Source organism: uncultured Mailhella sp. (assembly GCF_944324615.1).
In the GTDB taxonomy this organism is placed as follows: Bacteria; Desulfobacterota; Desulfovibrionia; order Desulfovibrionales; family Desulfovibrionaceae; genus Mailhella.
In genome coordinates this window covers 1-20,697 of sequence record NZ_CALUWY010000025.1, presented here as the reverse complement: position 1 = coordinate 20,697, position 20,697 = coordinate 1, and the positions used below count along the sequence as shown (strand labels likewise).

Annotated in this window: 11 protein-coding genes; 8 read left to right on the top strand and 3 right to left on the bottom strand. The window is 62.6% G+C overall.

Going from position 1 to position 20,697, the window contains the following annotated elements:
• Together Q0K07_RS07175 and Q0K07_RS07170 are read right to left on the bottom strand one after the other, a co-directional pair.
• Complete coding sequence (locus tag Q0K07_RS07175) at positions 1–1,692, bottom strand: FAD-dependent oxidoreductase (RefSeq protein ID WP_294558049.1); 1,692 nt, start codon at positions 1,690–1,692, stop codon at positions 1–3.
• A 124-nt stretch (positions 1,693–1,816) separates the two neighbouring features.
• Complete coding sequence (locus Q0K07_RS07170) at positions 1,817–3,484, bottom strand: FAD-binding protein (RefSeq protein WP_294558047.1); 1,668 nt, start codon at positions 3,482–3,484, stop codon at positions 1,817–1,819.
• Positions 3,485–3,693: 209 nt separating this feature from the next.
• Here Q0K07_RS07170 and Q0K07_RS07165 point away from each other — a divergent pair, with 209 nt between their 5' ends.
• From Q0K07_RS07165 to pbpC, 5 genes are all read left to right on the top strand, one after another.
• Positions 3,694–4,647: a LysR family transcriptional regulator gene (locus Q0K07_RS07165; RefSeq protein ID WP_294558045.1), complete on the top strand. Its 954-nt coding sequence runs from the start codon at positions 3,694–3,696 to the stop codon at positions 4,645–4,647.
• 169 nt (positions 4,648–4,816) lie between these two features.
• On the top strand, positions 4,817–6,652 hold the full coding sequence (gene dnaX, locus Q0K07_RS07160; protein ID WP_294558044.1) for a DNA polymerase III subunit gamma/tau: 1,836 nt from the start codon (positions 4,817–4,819) through the stop codon (positions 6,650–6,652).
• A gap of 48 nt (positions 6,653–6,700) precedes the next feature.
• On the top strand, positions 6,701–7,012 hold the full coding sequence (locus Q0K07_RS07155; RefSeq protein ID WP_294558043.1) for a YbaB/EbfC family nucleoid-associated protein: 312 nt from the start codon (positions 6,701–6,703) through the stop codon (positions 7,010–7,012).
• Between the two features lie 385 nt (positions 7,013–7,397).
• The gene (locus Q0K07_RS07150; protein ID WP_294558042.1) at positions 7,398–12,974 is read left to right on the top strand and encodes an MG2 domain-containing protein; all 5,577 of its coding nucleotides are present in this window, start codon (positions 7,398–7,400) and stop codon (positions 12,972–12,974) included.
• A gap of 61 nt (positions 12,975–13,035) precedes the next feature.
• On the top strand, positions 13,036–15,327 hold the full coding sequence (pbpC, locus tag Q0K07_RS07145; RefSeq protein WP_294558080.1) for a penicillin-binding protein 1C: 2,292 nt from the start codon (positions 13,036–13,038) through the stop codon (positions 15,325–15,327).
• A 71-nt stretch (positions 15,328–15,398) separates the two neighbouring features.
• On the opposite strand, the gene Q0K07_RS07140 is transcribed toward pbpC, so the two are convergent.
• Positions 15,399–16,346: an RluA family pseudouridine synthase gene (locus Q0K07_RS07140; protein ID WP_294558041.1), complete on the bottom strand. Its 948-nt coding sequence runs from the start codon at positions 16,344–16,346 to the stop codon at positions 15,399–15,401.
• Between the two features lie 215 nt (positions 16,347–16,561).
• Between Q0K07_RS07140 and Q0K07_RS07135 the strand changes: the two genes are divergently transcribed.
• The 3 genes from Q0K07_RS07135 (at position 16,562) to hcp (ending at position 20,582) form a co-directional block, all read left to right on the top strand.
• Positions 16,562–18,268 (top strand): 30S ribosomal protein S1, encoded by a 1,707-nt coding sequence (locus Q0K07_RS07135; RefSeq protein ID WP_294558040.1) that lies wholly within the window; start codon positions 16,562–16,564, stop codon positions 18,266–18,268.
• A gap of 159 nt (positions 18,269–18,427) precedes the next feature.
• Positions 18,428–18,922 (top strand): CYTH domain-containing protein, encoded by a 495-nt coding sequence (locus Q0K07_RS07130; RefSeq protein ID WP_294558039.1) that lies wholly within the window; start codon positions 18,428–18,430, stop codon positions 18,920–18,922.
• A gap of 124 nt (positions 18,923–19,046) precedes the next feature.
• On the top strand, positions 19,047–20,582 hold the full coding sequence (gene hcp / locus Q0K07_RS07125) for a hydroxylamine reductase (protein WP_294558078.1): 1,536 nt from the start codon (positions 19,047–19,049) through the stop codon (positions 20,580–20,582).
• Positions 20,583–20,697 lie beyond the last annotated feature (115 nt).

The window sequence follows — 20,697 nt, the reverse complement described above, 5'->3', positions numbered from 1 at the left end:
TTACACCTGCATGCGCAGGGGGAAGCGGAAGCCTATGGCGCCGGTGGGGCAGCTGGTGCGGCAGTTGGCGCAGTGCCAGCATTCATCGCCATGGGCCACTTCGGGTCTGTCGAGGCCGTTTTCCAGGTGCTTGAGTTCCAGCACATAGCCGGGGCAGTCGTCCACGCAGGTGCCGCAGCCCTTGCAGTGACCGCAGTGCATGCAGCGGGCGGCTTCGATCATGGCTTGTTCGGCGGTGTATCCGGCGTTGTTTTCCGTGAAGTCCATGTGGTTGGTGCAGGCGGGCTTCTGCGGCTCGGTCTTCTCGTACTGGAGAATGCCGTAGATTTCCTCCATGGGCACCACATAGGGTTCCTTGGTTCCGGCCAGATCGTCGCGGGCCACGATGGTATTGTCGTCGCCGATGACGTAGACGCGGGACTTTTCTCCGGTGAGCCAGGCGTGAACGCCGAAGGCCGCGCGGCGGCCGTCGCCGATGGCGCCGGCAATGGAGGCGGGGCCGGAGGACACGTCGCCGGCGGCGAAGATGCCCTCAGCGGAGCTTGCCTGCTCCTTGTTCACCACGATCCAGTTGCGGGGGGTGAGTTCCACACCGGCTTCGCTCATGAAGCCGAGGTCGGTCTTCATGCCCACGGCGAAGATCACGGTATCGCAGTCGAGGCTGTGATTTCCGCCTTCCACGGGCACCAGGGTGAGGTGACCCTTTTCATCGAAGCGGCATTCCTGCACTTCAAAGTAATCCACACCGGCGGTCTTGCCGTCCTGCGTGCGGATGGCGGACATGGTGCAGGAGTTGTGGATCTGGATGCCTTCTTCCGCAGCCTGGACGAGGTCTTCCTCGGGAGCGCGCATTTCACCGGCCTTTTCCAGGCAGATGACATGCACTTCTTCCGCGCCGAGACGGCGGGCCACGAAGGCGGCGTCGAAGCCGACACCGCCGCCGCCCATGACGACCACGCGTCTGCCCACTTCAGGGCGCAGGCCGAGGGAGGCTTCACGCAGAAATTCCACGGCCTTCACGGCGCATTCCGCACCGGGGATGGGCAGGCTGTTTTCCCTGGGCGTGCCGGTGGCCACGATGACGGCGTCATGCGCGGCGCGCAGGTCGGCGAAGGAGATGTCGCGGCCGACCTGGGTGTTCACGCGGGCACGGACGCCGGTTTCAAGCACCCAGCCGAGTTCGCGGTCCACCACATCGCGGGGCAGACGGAAATCCGGCACACCGTAGCGGGCCATGCCGCCGAGCACGGGGTTGGCTTCGTACACGGTGACATCATGGCCGAGGAGGGCCAGGAAGTAGGCGGCCGTCAGACCGGCGGGGCCGCCGCCGATGACGCCCACACTCTTGCCCGTGGAGGGACGGCGCTTGAACTGCGCGGTGCCGAGGGTGGCATGGTCGTAGACGGCGCGTTCCAGGGCGCGGGTGTTCACGCAGGCGTCGTAGCCTGCGCGGTTGCAGTTGGACTGGCAGAAGTGGGGGCAGACGCGGCCGGTCACGCCGGGGAAGGGATTCTTGGCGCGCAGGTAGCGCAGGGCTTCATCGAATTCGCCCTTTTCCACAAGAGCCTGCATCTTCTGGATGGAATTGCCCGCGGGGCAGAAGTGCTCGCACGGCGAGGTGCGGAACTGCTCCTTGAGGCTGTCGCCCATGACGATGGGCATGGTGATTTCACGACTGTATCTAGGCGGCATGATAATACTCCTTGAGTGACTGATCCGCTCCCTTTTCCGGGGAGGGAGGCGTCCGGAAGCCGGTTCCGGCGCCGGGAAACCGCGCGGGGCCTCGGCCCCGGGACGGTTTCAGACGGAAAGGGCTCTACAGAAGAGGGGCCTTGCCCCAGTGGTACTCGGTGCCGTTTTCGCCCTTGATGAGAAGCAGGGGCTTTGCCATGTCGGGATTGATCTTGGGGTAATCAATGATCTTGTACACGCAGCGGCCCGATTCCTTGCGTTCCATGGTGGCCTTGATGGCCAGTTCGCAGACCTTGAGCACTTCGCACGATTCGTGGCAGCGCATGAGGTCGCGCAGGCTGTCTGCATGGAGCTGGGGAATCTGATCTTCCAGGAAGGTGATCTTTTCCAGAGCACGTTCCATGCCGGCCATGGAGCGGCGGAAGCCCATATAGTACATCATGACGTTGCGGGCGGCTTCTTCCAGTTCCTGATAGGTCAGTTCCTGGTCGTTGCCGAGGGGGGCGAAGATGGAGGACTTCACCTGAGCCGCGAGGTCTTCGTCGATCTTTCCGGCCTGTTCCATGCCGGAAGCCTTGAGCGCAGCCTGACGGCCAGCTTCGAAGCCGCCGCACATGGCGCCGGAGCAGTACAGGAAGATACTGCCGCAGAACAGTCCGGGAATGGTGGTCTCGAACTGATCGTTCACCGCGATGGTGCCGCCGAAGATGAGTTCGCCGATTTCCACTTCCAGAAGCTTGTGCTGGAAGTCGGTGCCGGTGCAGTCGGCCCAGTCGCCGAAGGTGGCCTTGTCGCCGGGCATGAGGATGTATTGCAGTTCATGCACGATTTCAGGGTCGACATGGCGCATGTCCATGTAGAAGGGCGGCCCGTTGCCCTCCAGCTGTTCCTGGTAGGTACCCTGAATCTGGTTGTTGCGTACGCCGTTTTCACCCATGGGGTCGTACTTGAACATGAAGCGTTCGCCCACGGCGCTGATTTCATGCGCACCGGAGCTGTTGATGCCGTTCATGCCGGGGCAGCCGTAGCCCTTGGGTTCCATGGTGGCGCGCTGATAGGTGTCGAGTTCGGTGACGGCGGCGCCGGCATCATAGCCGAGCACCACGCCCGCGCCCGTGTTGTAGGGGTACATCCACACGTTGTAGGGGTTGTGCGTAGAGTTGTTGTAGCCGCGGGTGGAAGAACGACCCTGAGCGGAAACCACGGTCTTGGCGCGGATGATGACATATTCGCCGGTCACCACGTTCCAGCCGAGAACGCCGCAGGCCTTGCCGCCGTCGGTGAGGATCTTCATGGCCATGATGCGGTCGAGCACATGGACGCCGGAATCGCGCACGATGCGGGCCATGACGCGCTTGATGGTCATGCCGTTGGCGATGTGGACCCACCAGGTGCCGGGCTGGCCGAAGCCCTGGGTACGCTTGTAGGTGCCGTCGGTGTTCTTGCTGAACTCCACGCCGCACTTTTCAAGACGCTTGAGCATGTGCACCATGTGGTTGTACCAGCCGTTGGTGAGCATGGCGGGCGTCCAGCCGTTCAGAGGCTTGGCGTAGAACTTCACAAGGTCTTCGGCGGTGTCGAAAGGCGTTCCCTTTTCGTCCAGGATGGCCATGTAGTGGTCGTTGCCGCCACCGATACAGCCGGAACTTTCCAGCTTGCCTTTATCCAGCAGCACGACATCCAGACCCTGCTCGCGCGCGCCCAGAGCCGCGCCGCAGCCGGATGCGCCGGAGCCGATAACGAGCACATCCGTTTCGATCATCGTGCCAAGCGGATGAGTTGAACTTTTCATGACTCCTCCCTGATTCTGAAAATACGTCGGTGGGAAAGAGGCGCGGCAGCGGGCGGGGACAACGGAAGGGGCTGTCGCGTGGAATCATTCCCGTCGCGTCTATGATTTCACAAAAAGGACTTCAGTTGTCAAATCGAAAAAAAAATTTTATTGTTTGATGAAATCATACAGCAACGGTTCAGCTCGATTCAGACATGGGAGGCTCGGCCATGATTGAAGAACTGGGTGGCGATTTTTTTCAGCATTTACGCGGGTTTTACTACACGGCCAAAACGGGCAGCATACGCAAGGCCGCCCAGCTCATGAACAGGAACCCCTCCACCATCAGCTGGCAGATCAGACAGCTTGAGCAGCAATTAGATACTGTATTATTCGATAGATACATGAAAAGGCTGCGGATCACGCCCGAAGGGGAGCGCCTTCTTTCCTGGACTATTTCCACCTTTGAACTTTTACGCGGAATGAAGTCCGACATCAGTTCCCCGTCGGGAGTACTGCGCGGAACCATCAGCATTTCCAGCAATTTGCCCTTTTCGGCACGAGTTGTGCGAGTCATTGCGGCATTCCGCAGGGAACACCCCGAGGTGCGCATCAAGATACGGCGCGCGCTGCCCTATGAAACCGTGGAGGATGTGGTCAGTTCCCGTGTGGATTTCGGCCTTACCGGCATCACCCGTGAAGTGCCGAACTGTCACCTTGAGGAACTTTTCACGTCCAAGCCTCTGCTCATTGCGCGGGAGGACAACGAGTTCGGCCTGCCCGAAAGGCCCACGGAGGAGGATCTCATCCGTCTTCCGTTCATTTCCTTTCTGGCCGAGAACATGGAGGAGGGCGGCGACCAGTATTTCGACACCTCCCTTGCCTCCCTTTCCCGGCCGCTGCAGACGGTGCTCAGCGTGAACAACTATCATCTCATGCTGCGTTATGTGAAACAGGGCATGGGGGTGGCCGTCATGGACGAGCTGTGTCTCATGGCCAGCAAATACGGCAATCTGGGGGAAGGGCTGCGCTCCTATCCTCTGGACGGCATTCTTCCCCCGGTGCACAACGGCATTCTGCTCAGGCATCACAAGCACCTCAGCCCGCAGGCCGAGGCGCTCATCGGCAAGATACGCGAGGAGCTCAAGGACGGGCTTGCCAAGATTCAGGAACTCGCAAGGTAGCGCGTCACGCGGAAAGGTTTGCCGGGCATGCCCGGGCGGACTTTTTCCGCTCCCTTGACCGGAACCGGGGCAGGCTTTAAACTTCCCCGAGTTTATGCAACTTCCGGCCCTTGTCGGGCCGCACATCCGCCGTGTTCCCCGCAGGGAGCGCGGCCAGAGCGGATATATTATGGCAGCAAACGCTTCCCTTGCGGCCCTGTACCGGCCGCAGACCTTTGCCGAGGTGGTCGGGCAGGACATGGTGAAATCCATTCTTTCCCGCGCGGCGCGCGAGGATCGCGTGGCTCCGGCCTATCTTCTCAGCGGCACGCGCGGGGTAGGCAAGACCACCATAGCCCGCATTTTCGCCAAGGCGCTCAACTGTGAACATGCTCCCACCGGGGAGCCCTGCAATCAGTGCGACGCCTGCCGGCGCATCACGCAGGGCAGTTTCGTGGACGTGGTGGAAATCGACGGCGCATCCAACCGCGGCATCGACGACATCCGCCGCCTGCGCGACGCCGTGGGCTATGCGCCTCTGGAAGGCCGTTACAAGGTCTTCATCATCGACGAGGCGCACATGCTTACCAAGGAGGCCTTCAACGCGCTGCTCAAGACGCTGGAGGAGCCGCCCGCCCGCGTGACCTTCATCATGGCCACCACGGAACAGCACAAGTTTCCCGTGACCATCATCAGCCGCTGTCAGCATTTCGTGTTCCGGCAGATTCCCGAAGCCGTGCTGGAAGAGCACATCTGCGATATTCTGCACCGCGAGGGCCGCGAGTTCGAGCCCGAGGCCGCGCGCCTCATCGCCCGCCGCGCGGCGGGGAGCGTGCGCGATTCCATGTCGCTGCTCGGGCAGGTGCTGGCTCTGGGGTGCGCGCCGGATGAACCGCTCACGGCGCGGCAGGCACGCGAGGTGCTGGGCCTTGCCGGGCGGGAAGTGATGGATCAGCTTCTGGACGCCCTTGCCGGACAGAATGCCGTCGGCATCACCGCTCTGGTGCGTGAGCTGCTCGCCCAGGGGGCGGACATGGGCTTCTTTCTGCGGGAGCTGTGTTCCTTGTGGCGCAACCTTTTTCTCATCCGTCAGGCCGGGCCCGGTGCGGCCCGGGAACTCAATCTGCCGGAGGCCGAGGAAAAGCGCCTCATCGCCGCCGCGTCGCGTTTCACCCTCACCTATATTCATGCCGCATGGCAGATGACGCTCGATTCCCAGCGCCGCATTCTGACCAGCCTTGAGCCTTCCGCCGGGCTGGAACTTCTGCTTCTCAATCTGGCCATGCTGCCGCGTCTGCTTCCTCTGGAGGATCTGGGTGCGGCTCTTCAGACTCCGCCTGCGGCGGGAACGGCGCCTGCGCCTTCCGCCGCGCCGTTCTCTTCTTCCGCGCCTTCCTCCCCTGCGCCGCAGCAGGCGTCTTCCGCCCCTGTTTCCGCCATGCCGGAAAGAAGCATTCCCGCCCCTGCAGCCGTGGTGAGGGAAGAGGCCGCGCCCCCGGCTTTTGTGGAAAAGAAAGAGGCTTTTTCCGCACAGGCTGCGCCCGCGCCCTCCGTTGCGGAGAAAAAGCTCCCGGAGCCTTCCGCCGCCCCGGTTCAAGACTTGACGGAGGAAGTCAAAACTGTTGAAACTCAGGCCCCGGAGACGCGGAACGAGGACTGGAAGAATGTGCCGGTGGATGCCTCCCTCACCTGGGACGCCTTTCTTGAAACCTGCCAGGAAAACCGGGATATCCCCATTCCCATGCTCCGGCAGGTGACGGGTGAGGTGCGCGGCGACTGGCTTGTGCTTCAGGCTTTTTCCCAGGTCATCGGGCAGCAGCTCAGGCGCAAGGAAAAACTCCATGTTCTGGAGCAGCTTGCCGCCGCATGGGCGGGCCGCCCCCTGCGCATAGCCTTCCGCCCGCCGCAGAAAATCGTGCGTACCGAGGCGGAGCTGAAGGAAGAGATTCAGCAGCATCCCGTGATCAGGAAATTTCAGGACGTCTACGACGCCAGACTGGTGCGCTGCACCCCCATCAACCGTTAACATCGCAACAAAAGGGCCGCTGGCCCTTGCCTTTCAAGGAGACATGGCATGAAGAACATGAACGACCTGCTGCGCCAGGCTCAGGTGATGCAGAACAAGATTGCGAAGCTCCAGCAGGAAATGGCCGAAAAGGACGTGGAAGCTTCCGCCGGCGGCGGCATGGTGAAGGTGGTCATGAACGGCCGCCAGGAAATGAAGTCCATCACCATCGACAAGAGCATTCTGGAAAGCGGCGATACGGAAATGCTGCAGGATCTCGTGATCACCGCCGTGAACGAAGCCGTGCGCATCGGTCGTGCCAACCTCGAACGCGAGATGGCCAACATTTCCGGCGGCATTCATCTGCCCGGCATGTTCTAGGCCTTTTTTTGTTTTTCCGGCGAGTCCGCCGTTTGAAGAGCCCGTTTCCTGCAAAGGAACGGGCTCTTCTGGTACTTCTTCCGGCCTGTACGGGCGTAAAAGGCATCGCTGGAGGGGTGCAACAGGCAAAGAAAAGGGAGTGTTCACCATACCTTGCCGCATGGCGGCGCGTTTACGGCAGAGAGAGACTTTTCGGAAGGGAGGGGCGTGCCCGCATGATTGGAAAAGCAAGGAAGAGAGAATGGCGGGGAAGGGAAGAGCATGTGCGACGGTACAGGGCGCGTCAGAAAGGAAGGAAGAGAGGGGAAGGAGAGTTTTCCCTCCTTGTCAGCAGATGACAACTCCTCTATGCTTGGCCCAAACCCCTTCAGCAGAGAGGATTTTTATGCGTTACCGCATGGCGCTTCCGCTTTTTTTGCTGTTGTACTGCATGGCCGTTCCCGCCTTCGGCGCCTCGCGGGAGGCTCCGGCCTTTCTCCGGGCCGTGATTGATGCGCCCCTTGAGGGCGACGATGCGCTCAGAGTGCATATTCAGCCGGATGAACCCCTGTGCAGAAAAGCCTACGGGAAGGAATGGGCGAGCCGCTGTGCGGCAAGTCCCGGAAGGGACGGAGCGCCGGTGACCGGCGTGAAGCTTGAGCCGGACGTGCCGGGCGACTGGCGCTGGGAGGCAGACGGCAGGACGTTCGCCTTCCGTCCCCGGCAGGCCTGGCCTGCGGACACGACCTATACGCTTTCTCTCAGGAATATGCCCCTGCCTTCCCGCGTGAAGCTGAGCGCTCCGGTATGTTCCTTCTCCACGCCGCCCCTTACGGCCCTCAGGCTGGAGGGCGGACTGTGGATTGACCCTGATCCCGCGGGGGAGAGGGCCGTTTCCTTCGACATTTCCTTCACCACGCCTCCCGACAGGCGCGTGATCGAGCGGGATGTGCAGATCCGTGTTTCTCCCGAAGGGCTGCGCCTCGGCGCGCCGGAATTTGTCTGGAGCGGGGACACGTCCTGCCTTGTGAGAATGCGTGTGCAGGCTCTGGCAGGCGAGCCTTCCGTGGTCACGCTTTCCCTGCCCGGCGTTGCCGGTGAAGTGCACGGCAAGGGGACGGGATGGGAGGTGCCCCAAGGGCGCGCAGTGGCCGCCGGACAGGTGACGGTCCCCGGCAGAAGCACGCTTTTTGCCGTGAGCCGCTCTTCCCTTGAGATTGCGCATGATGAGAATCTTGCCGGGGAATACCGGCTCAGTCTGGAAACAAGCCTTCTGGTGCGGCCCGACGCCGTGGCCCGGAACATAAAGGCCTTTCAGCTCCCCCGCACGCTGCAGAAGGGGGCGTCGTCGCCCACGGTATGGACGGCGGCCCCGGTGATCGACGAGGAAGTGCTCTCCCGCGCCCGTCCCGTGCAGCTGGAGCCCTTGCAGAGCCCCGATGCTGCCGTGAACCGGATGAGCTTCCGCGTGGTGGCGGAGCCGGGAACCTATGTGCTTTTCCACCTGCCCGAAGGCTTCGGTCCTTCGGAGGAATATACCCTGGCGCGTTCGTGGAACGAGGTGTTTCATGCCGCGCCCTTCCGGCCGGAGCTTGATTTCCTCCAGCCCGGCAACGTGCTTGCCCTGGGAGGAGAACGCAGGCTGGACATCCATTCCAGCGGCCTTACGTCCATACGCTGGCGGACGCAGCGCGTGCTTGATCCGTATCTCGGCCTTCTGGCCTCCATGCCTTCGCCCTTCAGCGGGGCGATACTTCCCCTCGACAACGTGACCGAAAGCAGGGAGGGTTCGCTTTCCCTCAGACGCACGCCGCCCGGTGTGCCGCAGTTCTCCGTGCTGGATGTCACGCCCCTTCTCAGGGACGGGCACGGCCTCATGCGCCTTGAGCTTACGGGCATGGACGGGGAAAAGGAGGTGGCCCGCGCCGAACGCTTCCTTCTGGTGACGGACATGGGCATGATCGTCAAGAAAGGTGCGGACGGCGGGCGCGACGTGTTCGTGTGCTCCCTTTCCCGCGGGGAACCCGTGGCCGGAGCCGTGGTGCGCATACTCGGGGCCAACGGACAGCCCGTGGCCGAGGCCGTGAGCGACAGACGCGGCCGGGCCTCGCTTCCTTCCGTTTCCGGTCTTGCGCGGGAAAAAAGGCCCGTTGCCGTCACCGCGCTTCTGCGCAGTGCGGAAGGCGAGGACATGGCCTGGCTTTCCCTTGATGATTACAGCCGTCAGGTGGACGTTTCCCGCTTCCCCACCCAGGGGCAGACCAGCGAGGCCGACGGCATAAACGCCTATGTGTTCAGCCAGCGGGGCATATTCCGTCCCGGCGAAACCCTGCATTTCGGCATGCTGCTGCGCCGCGGCGACTGGAAGGAGCTGCCTTCCGACATGCCCTTTGTGGCCGAACTTCTCGATCCGGCGGAGCGTACGCTGCTGGAGCGCCGCTTCACCGTGGGGCCCGAAGGTCTGGCGGAACTGAGTCTGGATCTTCCCGAAAGCGCGCCTTCGGGCCGTTACCGTCTCAATGTGCGTACGCCGGACAGGCAGGGTGTGGACGTGGTGCTGGGTTCCGCCGCCGTGCGGGTGGAGGAGTTCCAGCCCGACACCATGGAGCTTTCCCTTGCCCTTGATCCTGCGCCCGGCAGAGGCTGGCTGGGCGCCTCCGCCGTCGGGGTGGAGGCTTCGCTCAGAAACCTCTACGGCATGCCTGCCGCGGATCGCCGTCTGCGCGGCCGCCTTTCCCTGTGGCCTGCGCCGTTGTCCTTCCCGGGCTATGAGGATTTCACCTTCCACGACGCTATGCCCTATCAGGGTTCCGCGCTGACGATGGAACTCGGCGAGTTCCGCACCGACGGGGAAGGCCGCGTGGTCCTGCCCCTGCCGCTGGAAAAGCTGCGCGGCGGCACGCTGCACTGTCATGTGCTGGTGGAAGGCTTTGAGGCAGGCGGCGGGCGTAGCGTGACCGAAGAGCTGGATTTTCTTCTTTCACCTCTGCGCTTCGTGCTGGGCTTCAGGCCCACGGGTACGGGGGGCAACCTTGAGTTCATCCCCCGGGGAAGCGATGCGGGGCTGGAATTTCTGGCTCTGGGGCCCGATCTTGCGCGCGTCGATCCCGGGGAACTTTCCTTCCAGGTGTCGGAGCGGCGTTATGTGACCAGCCTCGTCACCGACAGGGAGGGCCGTTACCGCTACGAGGAAACGCCGGTGGACCGCGTTCTTTCCGGCGAGTCGAGAAGGGTGGATGCGGAAGGCCGCCTCACCTTTGCCCTGCCCACGGAAAAAAGCGGCGAATACCTGCTTTCCGTGCGCGACGGGGAAGGCCGCGTCATGGCGCAGGTGCCCTTTACCGTGGCCGGCAACGACGATCTGCGCCTTGCGGAGCAGGAAAGACTGCCTTCGGGCACGTTGCGCATGCATCTGGAAAAAACGGAGCTTGTCTCCGGGGAAAAGGTGCGCTTTTTCCTTTCCGCCCCCTATGAGGGCACGGGCCTTGTCACCTTCGAGCGCGACGGCGTGGAGGCCTGGCGCTGGTTCCGTGCGCCTGCCGGGGACAGCGTGCAGGAAATCGAGGTTCCTCATGACTTCGAGGGCCGCGCCTATGTGCATGTGTCCCTTGTGCGTGCCCTTTACTCGAAGGATGTGTTCATGAAGCCCTATGTTTTTTCGGTGGCGCCTGTTTCCGTCAATGTGGCGCAGCGCGACATGGGGCTGAAGGTGACGGTGCCTTCCGAACCTGTGCGCCCCGGCGGCGTCATTGCCGCAAACATCTCCTCCCGCCATGCGGGCAAGGCGCTGATCTTCGCCGTGGATGAGGGCGTGCTCAGCCTCACGGCCTTTCCCACGCCCGATCCTCTGCGCTACCTGCTCAACGACAGGGCGCTTGAGGTGGAAACCATGCAGATGTTCGACCTGCTCATGCCCGAGCACGGCTCGTTCCGCATGCCCGCCTTCGGCGGGGACATGGGCATGGCCGGAGGGCGTTTCCACAATCCCTTCAAGCGGAAGAACGAACCTCCCATGAGCTTCTGGCTCGGGCTTGTGGATGTGAAGGAAGGGGAAAATCCCGTGGAAATCCCCGTTCCCGGCTATTACAACGGCACGGTGCGCGTCATGGCGGTGGCCTCGTCGGCCGGTGAGGCGGGCAGTGCCGAGGCCCGGGCAACGGTGCGTGCTCCCGTGGTGATCACGCCGCAGATGCCGCTGCTGGCTTCTCCGGGCGACGTGTTCGAGGCGGCCGTGGCCGTGGCCAACCATACGGGCGCGCTGCTGGAAGCCGGGCTTTCTCTGGAGGGCGATGCGGCGCTCCGCGTGGTGGAAGCTCCGGCAGGAACGCTGAGCGTGGCTCCCGGCACGGAAGTGGTGCTTCCCTTCCGCGTGGAGGTGGGGGATATTCCCGGAAACGCGGAAATGCGCTTCACCGTGAAGGTCGGGGACGTGCTGGCAACGCGCGAGTCTTCCCTGTCCGTCCGTCCGGCTTCTCCCCTGCGCGAGAGTCTTAAGGTCGGCGTGGCCTCTTCGTCCATGACGCTTTCCACGGGACGCAGTCTTTATCCTTACGAGGCAAAGGGTTCGGCCTCGGTGTCGGCGCTGCCTCTGCCCGTTCTGCGGGGACTTGTGCGCTATCTCGACGCCTATCCCTACGGCTGCGTGGAACAGCGCATCAGCCGCGCCTTCCCCTTTGCCCTGCTCATGAACCGGCCCGAGCTTCTTTCCGATGCCTCGCATTCGCCTGAAGAGGCGCGCAGACTGGTGCGGGAAAGGCTGGATGACGCCATACAGGCCGTGCGCAGCGCGCTTCAGTGGCGTGGCGTGTCGCCCTGGCCGGGAGGCGAACCGGATGTGCTGGTCACGGCCTATGCCGCGGATTTTCTCCTTACCCTGCATGAGGAGGGGGCCGCGCTTCCCGGAGGCCTGCTTTCCGAGGTCATGGGCGCGCTGGAAAAGATTCTGGACCGCGTGCCCTCCTCGCTGGAGGAAGGGCGCGCCCAGGCCTACGGCCTCTGGGTGCTCACCCGCGAGGGGCGCATCACCACGCAGGCGCTCTCGCAGCTGGTGGAACAGATGGAAGAACGCTTCCCCTCCTGGCGGGAGGATGTGACCTCTTCTCTGGTGGCCGCATGCTGCGCCATCATGCGCATGAATGAGGACGCCGTGGGCTTCATTGCCATGTACGGCAGACCCGGCGCAGAGTTCAGGGGAGGCGTGCTGGACGCGCTTGCCGTTCAGGCCCTGCGGGTCTCGGTGGTGGCGCGGCATTTCCCCGTGCTTCTGGAAAACATGCGCGCCGGGCTGTCCGAAGAGCTTGTGGACGCCACGGGCGGGGGCTATGTGAGCCTTTCCGCCGCCCTTGCCGTGCGGGCGCTGCTCGACCTTGATAAGGCGGAACCTGTGCCTCAGGGCGTATCCCTGCGCTGCACGGCCATGCAGCCCGGTTTCGGGGAAGCCTCCTTCGTGTCGAAGGAACTGTACGGCATGCTTACGCTTTCCGCACCGGGCTGTGCCGCGTACGAGCTTTCCGTGCCTGAAGGCGGAGACGCCCTGTACTTCGAGGTTTCGGATCAGGGCTTCGACCGCAAGGTGCCCGACACGGCGCTTTCCGAGGGCATGGAAGTGACGAAAAAGTACCTTGACGGCGAAGGCAACGCCGTGACGCGCGTGCGTCAGGGCGACGTGGTCACGGTATCCGTCACCGCAAGGGCCTACGGAGGGACGCTGGACAATGTGGCCATCGTGGATCTTCTGCCCGGCGGCTTTGAAATGGAACTTGCCGCTCCCGTGGGAACGGGCGGTACGGGCGGCACGCGCGCCGACCGCCGGGAAGACAGAATGATATTCTTCACGTCCCTCGGTACGGAACCTTCCACCTTCACCTATGTCGTGCGCGCGGTGAACAGGGGCGAGTACGCCCTGCCCGCCGTGCAGGCGGAAGCCATGTACAACCGCAGCATCCACGCCCATGCCGCGGGCGGAAGCATCGTTGTGGAGTAACATCATGCGCCCTTTCCCGCCCGGGGAAGGGCGCATGCTCAGGGAGCATTCTTTGCGCGGAGTGTTGCGGGCCGCTCTGGCGGCGGTACTTCTTCCCGTGGCGTTGTTGTGGCTCTGGCTGGCCCTGAGCGGAAAACCGCCGCTTCTGGACGGCGTGGAGTTTTCCCCGCTGGTGCTGGACGGCGGGGGCGGTCTCATGCGCCTGGGCCTCACTTCCGACGAGAAGTACCGTCTGCGCGTGCGTCTGCACGAGGTGCCGCCCCATGCCGTGCGCGCCGTGCTCCTCTATGAGGACCGGCACTTCTACCGGCATTTCGGGGTGAATCCCTTTTCCCTTCTGCGTTCGGCCCTGTCCATGCTCACCGGTTCCCGGCGCATGGGCGGCTCCACCATCACCATGCAGGTGGCCCGTCTCCGTCTCGGGCTTTCCACGCAGAGCGTGGGAGGCAAGCTTGTGCAGATGGCCCGGGCTCTGCAGTATGAATATCATTACGCCAAAAGCGATATTCTGGAGGCCTACTTCAACCTTGCGCCCTACGGCGGCAATGTGGAAGGCATAGGCGCGGCCGCGCGCATCTATTTTCATGCCGCTCCGGGCGACCTTTCCCGCGCGCAGGCCCTCGCCCTTGCGGCGGTGCCGCAGAACCCGGTGCGGCGCTGTCCTCTCGGCGGGCCGGACTTTGAAAAGACCCGGCAGAGAATGCAGCGCCTTGCGGGAGAGGAACACGGACGGGGAGGGCGGCTTTCCCTTTCGGGCAAGGCGGCGCTGCATGTATACGGGCCTTCCGCACTGCCCTTTGCCGCGCCGCATCTTGCCGGAGAACTTCTGCCTCTTTCCCGGGGCGGGGAAGCTGTGCGCACCTTTGTGGACCGTGACGCACAGGCGATTCTGGAACGGGCGCTGGCCGGTTTCGCGGCGCGGGGCAGGCGTTACGGGCTGGTCAACGCCTCGGCCATGCTCATCCACTGGCCGAGCATGGAGGTGCGCGCCCTTGCCGGATCGGCGGATTTCTTCAACACCGCCATATCCGGGCAGGTGGACGGCACGCGGGCGCGGCGTTCGCCGGGGTCCACGCTCAAGCCCTTCATTTACGCCATGGCGCTGGATCAGGGCCTCATACATCCGCGTACGCTGCTTGCCGATTCTCCGCGCAGTTTCGGCGGCTATGATCCGGAAAATTTCGACCGCGTCTTTCGCGGGCCGCTGCCTGCGGAAGAGGCGCTCCGCGCAAGCCGCAACATCCCGGCCATAGCTCTGGCCTCGGCCCTCAGGCCCGGGCTGTACGCCTTTCTGCAGAGGGCGGGGGTGGAGATGCCCTTCAGCGAGGAGCATTACGGACTGAGCCTTGTGCTGGGCGGGGCGGAAGTGTCCATGCGGGAACTCGGCGGCCTTTACGCCATGCTGGCCAACAAGGGCGTGTGGCGGCCCGTCCGGCGTTATGCCGGAGAAGAGGGGCGGAGCGCCGTGCGGCTTCTTTCCCCCGAGGCGGCCATTGTGGCGCTCCGCATGCTGGAAGACGGCGCCCACGCGGTGCGCGGCGCCTCCGGTTCCCTGCCTCTGCGCTTCAAGACGGGCACGTCCAACGGCTTCCGGGACGCATGGACGGCGGGCGTGGTGGGGCCCTATGTGCTGGTGGTATGGGCGGGCAATTTCGACAATACGCCCAATCCTCTTCTGGTGGGCGGCGAGGTGGCCGCGCCCCTTTTCACCGATATCGCCCAGGCCCTTGTCTCGGCCGACGCCTCCATGACCGACCTTGTGCCCCGCCAGCAGGAAGGACTGAACATCACGCGGGAAAAGGTCTGTGCGGCCACGGGGGATCTTGATACTTCCCTGTGCGGGGAAGTGACGGAAACATGGTATATTCCCGGCACCTCACCCACGCGGCCTTCGGGAGTGTTCCGCACCATTCTCATCGACAGGGAAACGGGCCTTCGCGCCTGCGTGGCCGTTCCCGGGCGCACCGAGGAGCGGGTATGGGAATTCTGGCCTTCGGATCTGCGGGCGCAGTTTCTGCGCGCGGGGGTGGTGAAGCCTCCGCCTCCGCCCTTCGGGCCGGGATGCGGGCAGGATGCGCCGCCCGGCATGCCGCCGAGTATTCTTTCCCCCAAGGAAGGCGTGGTCTATCAGCGCAGCCTTTCCTCCCCCGGAAGAAACGACATCGCCCTCATTGCCGGGGCGGATGCCGATGCGGGCGCGCTGTTCTGGTTCGTGAAGGATCGTTTTCTCGGCCGTTCCGTACCGGGAGAGCCTCTGTTCTGGAGCCCCGGGGACGGGGTGCATGAGCTTCGCGTGGTGGACGACATGGGCAGGGCGGCAAGCCGGAGGCTGGTGGTGAAAACCCTGCCCTGAGGCATGGCTCAGGCGGAAGCGAAGAGGCCGCGGAACGCGGAAGGAACATGCGGCCCTTCGGAAAAGAGCCTTCAGTCATGCTGCCTGAGCAGGCCGGCCTTCCATTCACCTTTCCACGGAGGAGCCAGTTCAAGGCTGCGGCTGCGGCCGCCCGGCAGGGGCAGTTCAAGGCGGAAGGCGTGCAGTTTCAGCCCCTCGCGCGAGGCTTCGCCGTACCACGGGTCCCCGGCCACGGGGTGGCCGCGCAGGGCGAGCTGCACCCGTATCTGATGGGTTCTGCCGGTGAGCAGGCGCACCAGAAGCAGGGTATGTTCCCGCCCGTGTATGCGCCGCTTCTCCAGAGGCGTGACCACGCAGCGGGCTTCCCTGGCCTCCGGTTCCTCTCTGGAGGCGGAGCGCATGCGCTTTGCCTTTTCATCCTTCACCAGAAAGTCGGAAAGCTCCTGCTCTTCGTGACCGGGCCAGGCCCCTTCCACCCAGGCGAGGTATTCCTTGCGCGGCGGAACGCCTCCGCGTCCGGCGAGGGCGTCGGTGAGCAGGCGCACGGCGGCGTAGGTCTTGCCCGCCACGAGAAGCCCCGAGGTATCCTTGTCCAGACGGTGCACGGGCGCGGGAACGAAGTCTGCGCGGGCGCGCGCTTCGGCAAGCCTTGCGGCTATGCTGTCGCTGTGCCCGGTGCCGCCCTGCACGGGAAGACCGGCGGGCTTGGCAATGACGAGCACATCCTCGTTTTCAAACACGATGTCGAGAAGATGCGGGCCTTTTTCCGGGGAGGGAACATCCTTCGCGCTGCCTGCGGGAAGGCGTTCGGCAAAGGGCGGCACGCGCACCATGTCGCCCTCGTTCAGGCGGTCGAAGGCCCTGGCCCGGCCGCCGTTGACGCGCACCTGCCCGGTGCGTATCCAGCGGTGAAAATCGCCCGTGGGAGCGCTTATGCGGCGCTGGAGAAAATTGAGCAGTTTCTGCCCCGCTTCCGCTCCGCTGACGGCGAGAGCTCCTGTATCCTTGCTGTTTTCCATGCGATATGAAGGTCCTTTCGCGGCGCGTTTCATGCGCTTTGCGCGGAACGAGCATAAAATGTTTCCCTTTTTGCGTCCAGATTGCACGGATGCGGAAAAAGAGGCCTTTCCCCGGAAAGGCGAAAGAAACGACTTGTGTATCCATGGCATTCCTGCTATGTAGAGAAACCTGCCTGATGAGGGCAGAATTCTGTTTGTTAGGTTGGAGGATCCGTATGGCAACTGCCGAAAACATGGAAAACCAGATCGATTCCGAAATGAGCTTCGCGAGCGCGCTCGAAGACTATCTCAACCCCGACATGGGCGACCTTGAAGAAGGTTCCATCGTCAAGGGCGAAGTCGTGCGCGTGGACGACGACACTGTGCTTGTGGACGTGAACTTCAAGTCCGAAGGCCAGATCCCCGCTGAAGAATTTCGGGACGCTCAGGGCAATATAACGGTTAAAGTCGGCGATCGCGTCGATGTGTACGTTGCCCGCAAGAACGAGATGGACGGCACCATCACCCTTTCGTTCGACAAGGCCAAGCGTATGCAGCTGTTCGATCAGCTTGAAGAAGTGCTGGAAAAGAACGGCGTCATCACCGGCACCATCACCCGTCGCATCAAGGGCGGCTACACCGTCGATCTCGGCGGCGTGGAAGCCTTCCTGCCCGGTTCTCATGTCGACCTCCGTCCTGTTCCCGACATGGACGCCCTCGTCAATCAGCAGTACGAATTCCGCGTTCTCAAGATCAACCGCCGCCGCAGCAACGTCATCGTTTCCCGCCGCGTGCTGCTTGAAGAAGAACGCGACACCAAGCGCAGCGCTCTGCTCCAGACTCTCGCCGAAGGCCAGATCGTCAAGGGCAAGGCCAAGAACATCACCGAATACGGCGTGTTCGTCGACCTCGGCGGCCTCGACGGTCTGCTGCACATCACCGACATGTCTTGGAAGCGTATCCGCCATCCTCGCGAAATGGTTTCCCTGGGTCAGGAACTGGAACTCAAGGTGCTCTCCTTCGACAAGGAAAACCAGAAGGTTTCCCTCGGCCTGAAGCAGCTCGTGCCCGATCCCTGGCAGGACATCACCGCCCGCTTCCCCGAAGGCTCCCACCACACCGGCAAGGTGACCAACCTTGTGGACTACGGCGTGTTCGTGGAACTCGAACCCGGCGTGGAAGGCCTTGTGCACATTTCCGAAATGTCCTGGACCCGCAAGCTGCGTCATCCTTCCCAGATGGTGCATCAGGGCGATGAAGTCGAGGTGGTCATCCTCGGCGTGGACAGCGAAAAGAAGCGCATCTCCCTCGGCATGAAGCAGGTCAAGCCCAATCCCTGGGAACTCGTGGGCGAACGCTTCCCCGAAGGCACCGTCATTGAAGGCGTCATCAAGAACATCACCGAATTCGGCATGTTCATCGGTATTGAAGACGGCATCGACGGCCTCATCCATGTGTCCGACATCTCCTGGACCAAGAAGCTGCGTCATCCCGGCGAACTCTACAAGGTCGGCGACGTGGTGCAGGCCAAGGTGCTCACCGTGGATCAGGAGAACGAAAAGTTCACCCTCGGCATGAAGCAGCTCACCGAAGATCCCTGGAGCACCGTGCCCGCCCGCTACCCCGTGGGCAACATCATCACCGGCACCGTGACCAACGTGACCGACTTCGGCCTGTTCGTGGAAGTGGAAGAAGGCATCGAAGGCCTCATCCATGTGACCGAACTCGGCAAGAAGGTGAAGTCTCCTTCCGAACTCTACAAGGAAGGCGACACCGTGCAGGCCAAGATCATCCATGTTTCTGCCGATGAACGCCGCCTCGGCCTCTCCATCAAGCAGATCAAGGACGACGAAGAACGCCGCAAGCCCAAGGATTACCATTCCGGCGACAACAGTATCAGCCAGACCCTGGGCGACCTTCTCAAGCAGAAGTTCAACGACTAGTTTCTGATTCCTTCTGATGTATGCGGGGCGGAAAGCACAGCTTTCCGCCCCGCTTTTTTTAGGCTATGAAAAGAAACATGGCGGATCGTTTCGCGGCCGGCGCGGGAGGAACGCTTTTGACACACTCTGAAACGGGGGCGGATACGTCCCGGAGGTGCCATGAAGCAGCAGGAAATCGAGCGTAAGTTTCTGGTCACGGGAGACGGCTGGCGGGGGCTCGGCGAGGCGGTGCTCTTCCGGCAGGGCTACATCGCCCGCACGCAGGACAGGACGGTGCGCGTGCGCGTGGCCGGAGAAAAAGGCTTTCTTACCATCAAGTATCGCGGCGAGGGCATAGCCCGCAGCGAGTTTGAATACGACATTCCTCTGGAGGAGGCGCAGGCGCTTTTGGACGGACTTGCCCCCGGGGAAATCATAGAAAAGCTGCGCTACACCTTTGCCTGTGAGGGAAGCGTGTGGGAAGTGGATGAATTTCTCGGAGCCAATCAGGGCCTGATCGTGGCGGAAATCGAACTTGACGCCGAAGATCAGGCCTTTTCTCGTCCTCCGTGGCTGGGGGAGGAGGTGAGCAAGGTTTCCCGTTACCTCAATGTGGAGCTTTCCCGCCTGCCCTACACGGCCTGGAACAGGGAAGAGCAGCGCGGAGAAAAATAGCTGAGATACAGGGCAATGCGTGGCAGAATGTGATCATGAGCACAGTTTTCGGAGGTGAAGCCTTCTAGTGTGGCATTACCTGAAACTGTTGCATAATGAATTGCGGAGGATGGCTATGAGCGAAATGTTCTGTTTTCAGTGCGAGCAGACGGCCAGAGGCGCCGGCTGCACCGTAAGCGGTGTGTGCGGCAAGAAGCCTGAAACGGCGCGCCTGCAGGATGCGCTGGTGGGCGAGCTTGCGGCCCTGGCGCGCGTTGCCGTGCGTACCCCCGGGCTCGACGAACTTGTGGAGAACGCCCTGTTCACCACGCTGACCAATGTGAATTTCGACGACCTCTCCCTTGCCGCCATGGTGGAGAAGGTGCGCCGGATCCGCGTGGAAAGCGGTGCGAAACAGGCCTTTGACCTTGAACGTCTGTGGCAGGCCGGGGAAGATGAACGCAGCCTGAAATCTCTTCTGCTTTTCGGTCTCAAGGGTATTGCGGCCTATGCCAGCCATGCGCGCGTTCTGGGCGCGACCAGCGACGAGGTTTCGGATTTTCTGTACAAGGGGCTGATCCTCGTGGCCTCCGAAAGCACGAAGGAAGAACTTCTCGCCGCCGTGCTGGAGGCGGGCAAGGTCAATCTTGCCTGCATGGAACTTCTGCACAAGGCCAACAGAACCTACGGCGTGCCTTCTCCCGCCACCGTGTCCCGCACGGTGGAAAAAGGTCCCTTCATCATCGTGACGGGGCATGATCTGCACGATCTGGCGCTTCTTCTGGCCCAGACCGAGGGAACGGGCGTCAGCATCTACACCCACGGCGAAATGCTGCCCGCCCATGCCTACCCCGAACTCAGAAAGTATCCTCACTTCAAGGGGCATTTCGGTACCGCATGGCAGAATCAGCAGAAGGAATTCGCCTCCGTGCCCGCGCCGGTGCTCTTCACCACCAACTGCATCATGCCCGTGAAGGAAAGCTATGCCGACCGTGTGTTCACCACCGGCGTGGTTCAGTATCCGGGCATGCGCCACATCGACGGCGGGAAGGACTTCTCTCCGGTCATAGAAAAGGCCCTGGAACTCGGCGGCTATGAGGAAGATGTCACCATGCCCGGCATCAACGGCGGCGAAACGGTGACCACGGGCTTCGGCAGCGAGGCCGTGCTTTCCCATGCCGGAACCATTGTGGAAGCCGTGAAGGCCGGGGCCATCCGGCACTTCTTCCTCGTGGGCGGCTGCGACGGGGCAAAGCCCGGCCGCAACTACTACACGGAATTCGTGAAAAAGACTCCCGCCGATACCGTGGTGCTCACTCTGGCCTGCGGCAAGTTCCGCTTCAACGATCTGAACATCGGCGAGATAGGCGGCATTCCGCGTCTTCTGGACATGGGCCAGTGCAACGACGCCTTCGGCGCCATTCAGGTGGCTCTCGCCCTGGCCGACGCCTTCCAGTGCGGCGTGAACGATCTTCCGCTGACGCTGGTGCTCTCCTGGTATGAACAGAAGGCCGTGGCCATTCTGCTCACCCTGCTGTATCTCGGCGTGAAGAACATCTATCTCGGGCCTTCCCTGCCCGCCTTCGTGTCTCCGGCCGTGCTGGAATTTCTGGTGAAGGAATTCGGCATCCGTCCCGTTTCCACGCCGGAAGAGGATCTTGCCGCCATACTCGGCAGCTAGGCTCAGGACTCATTAATTGCCAAAAGGGTAAAAAGTTTTTATTGTCGGCATAGGGAGGATGCCATGAAGGAACTTTTTTATCTTTCTCATGAACAGATTGCTCGTATCAAATGCT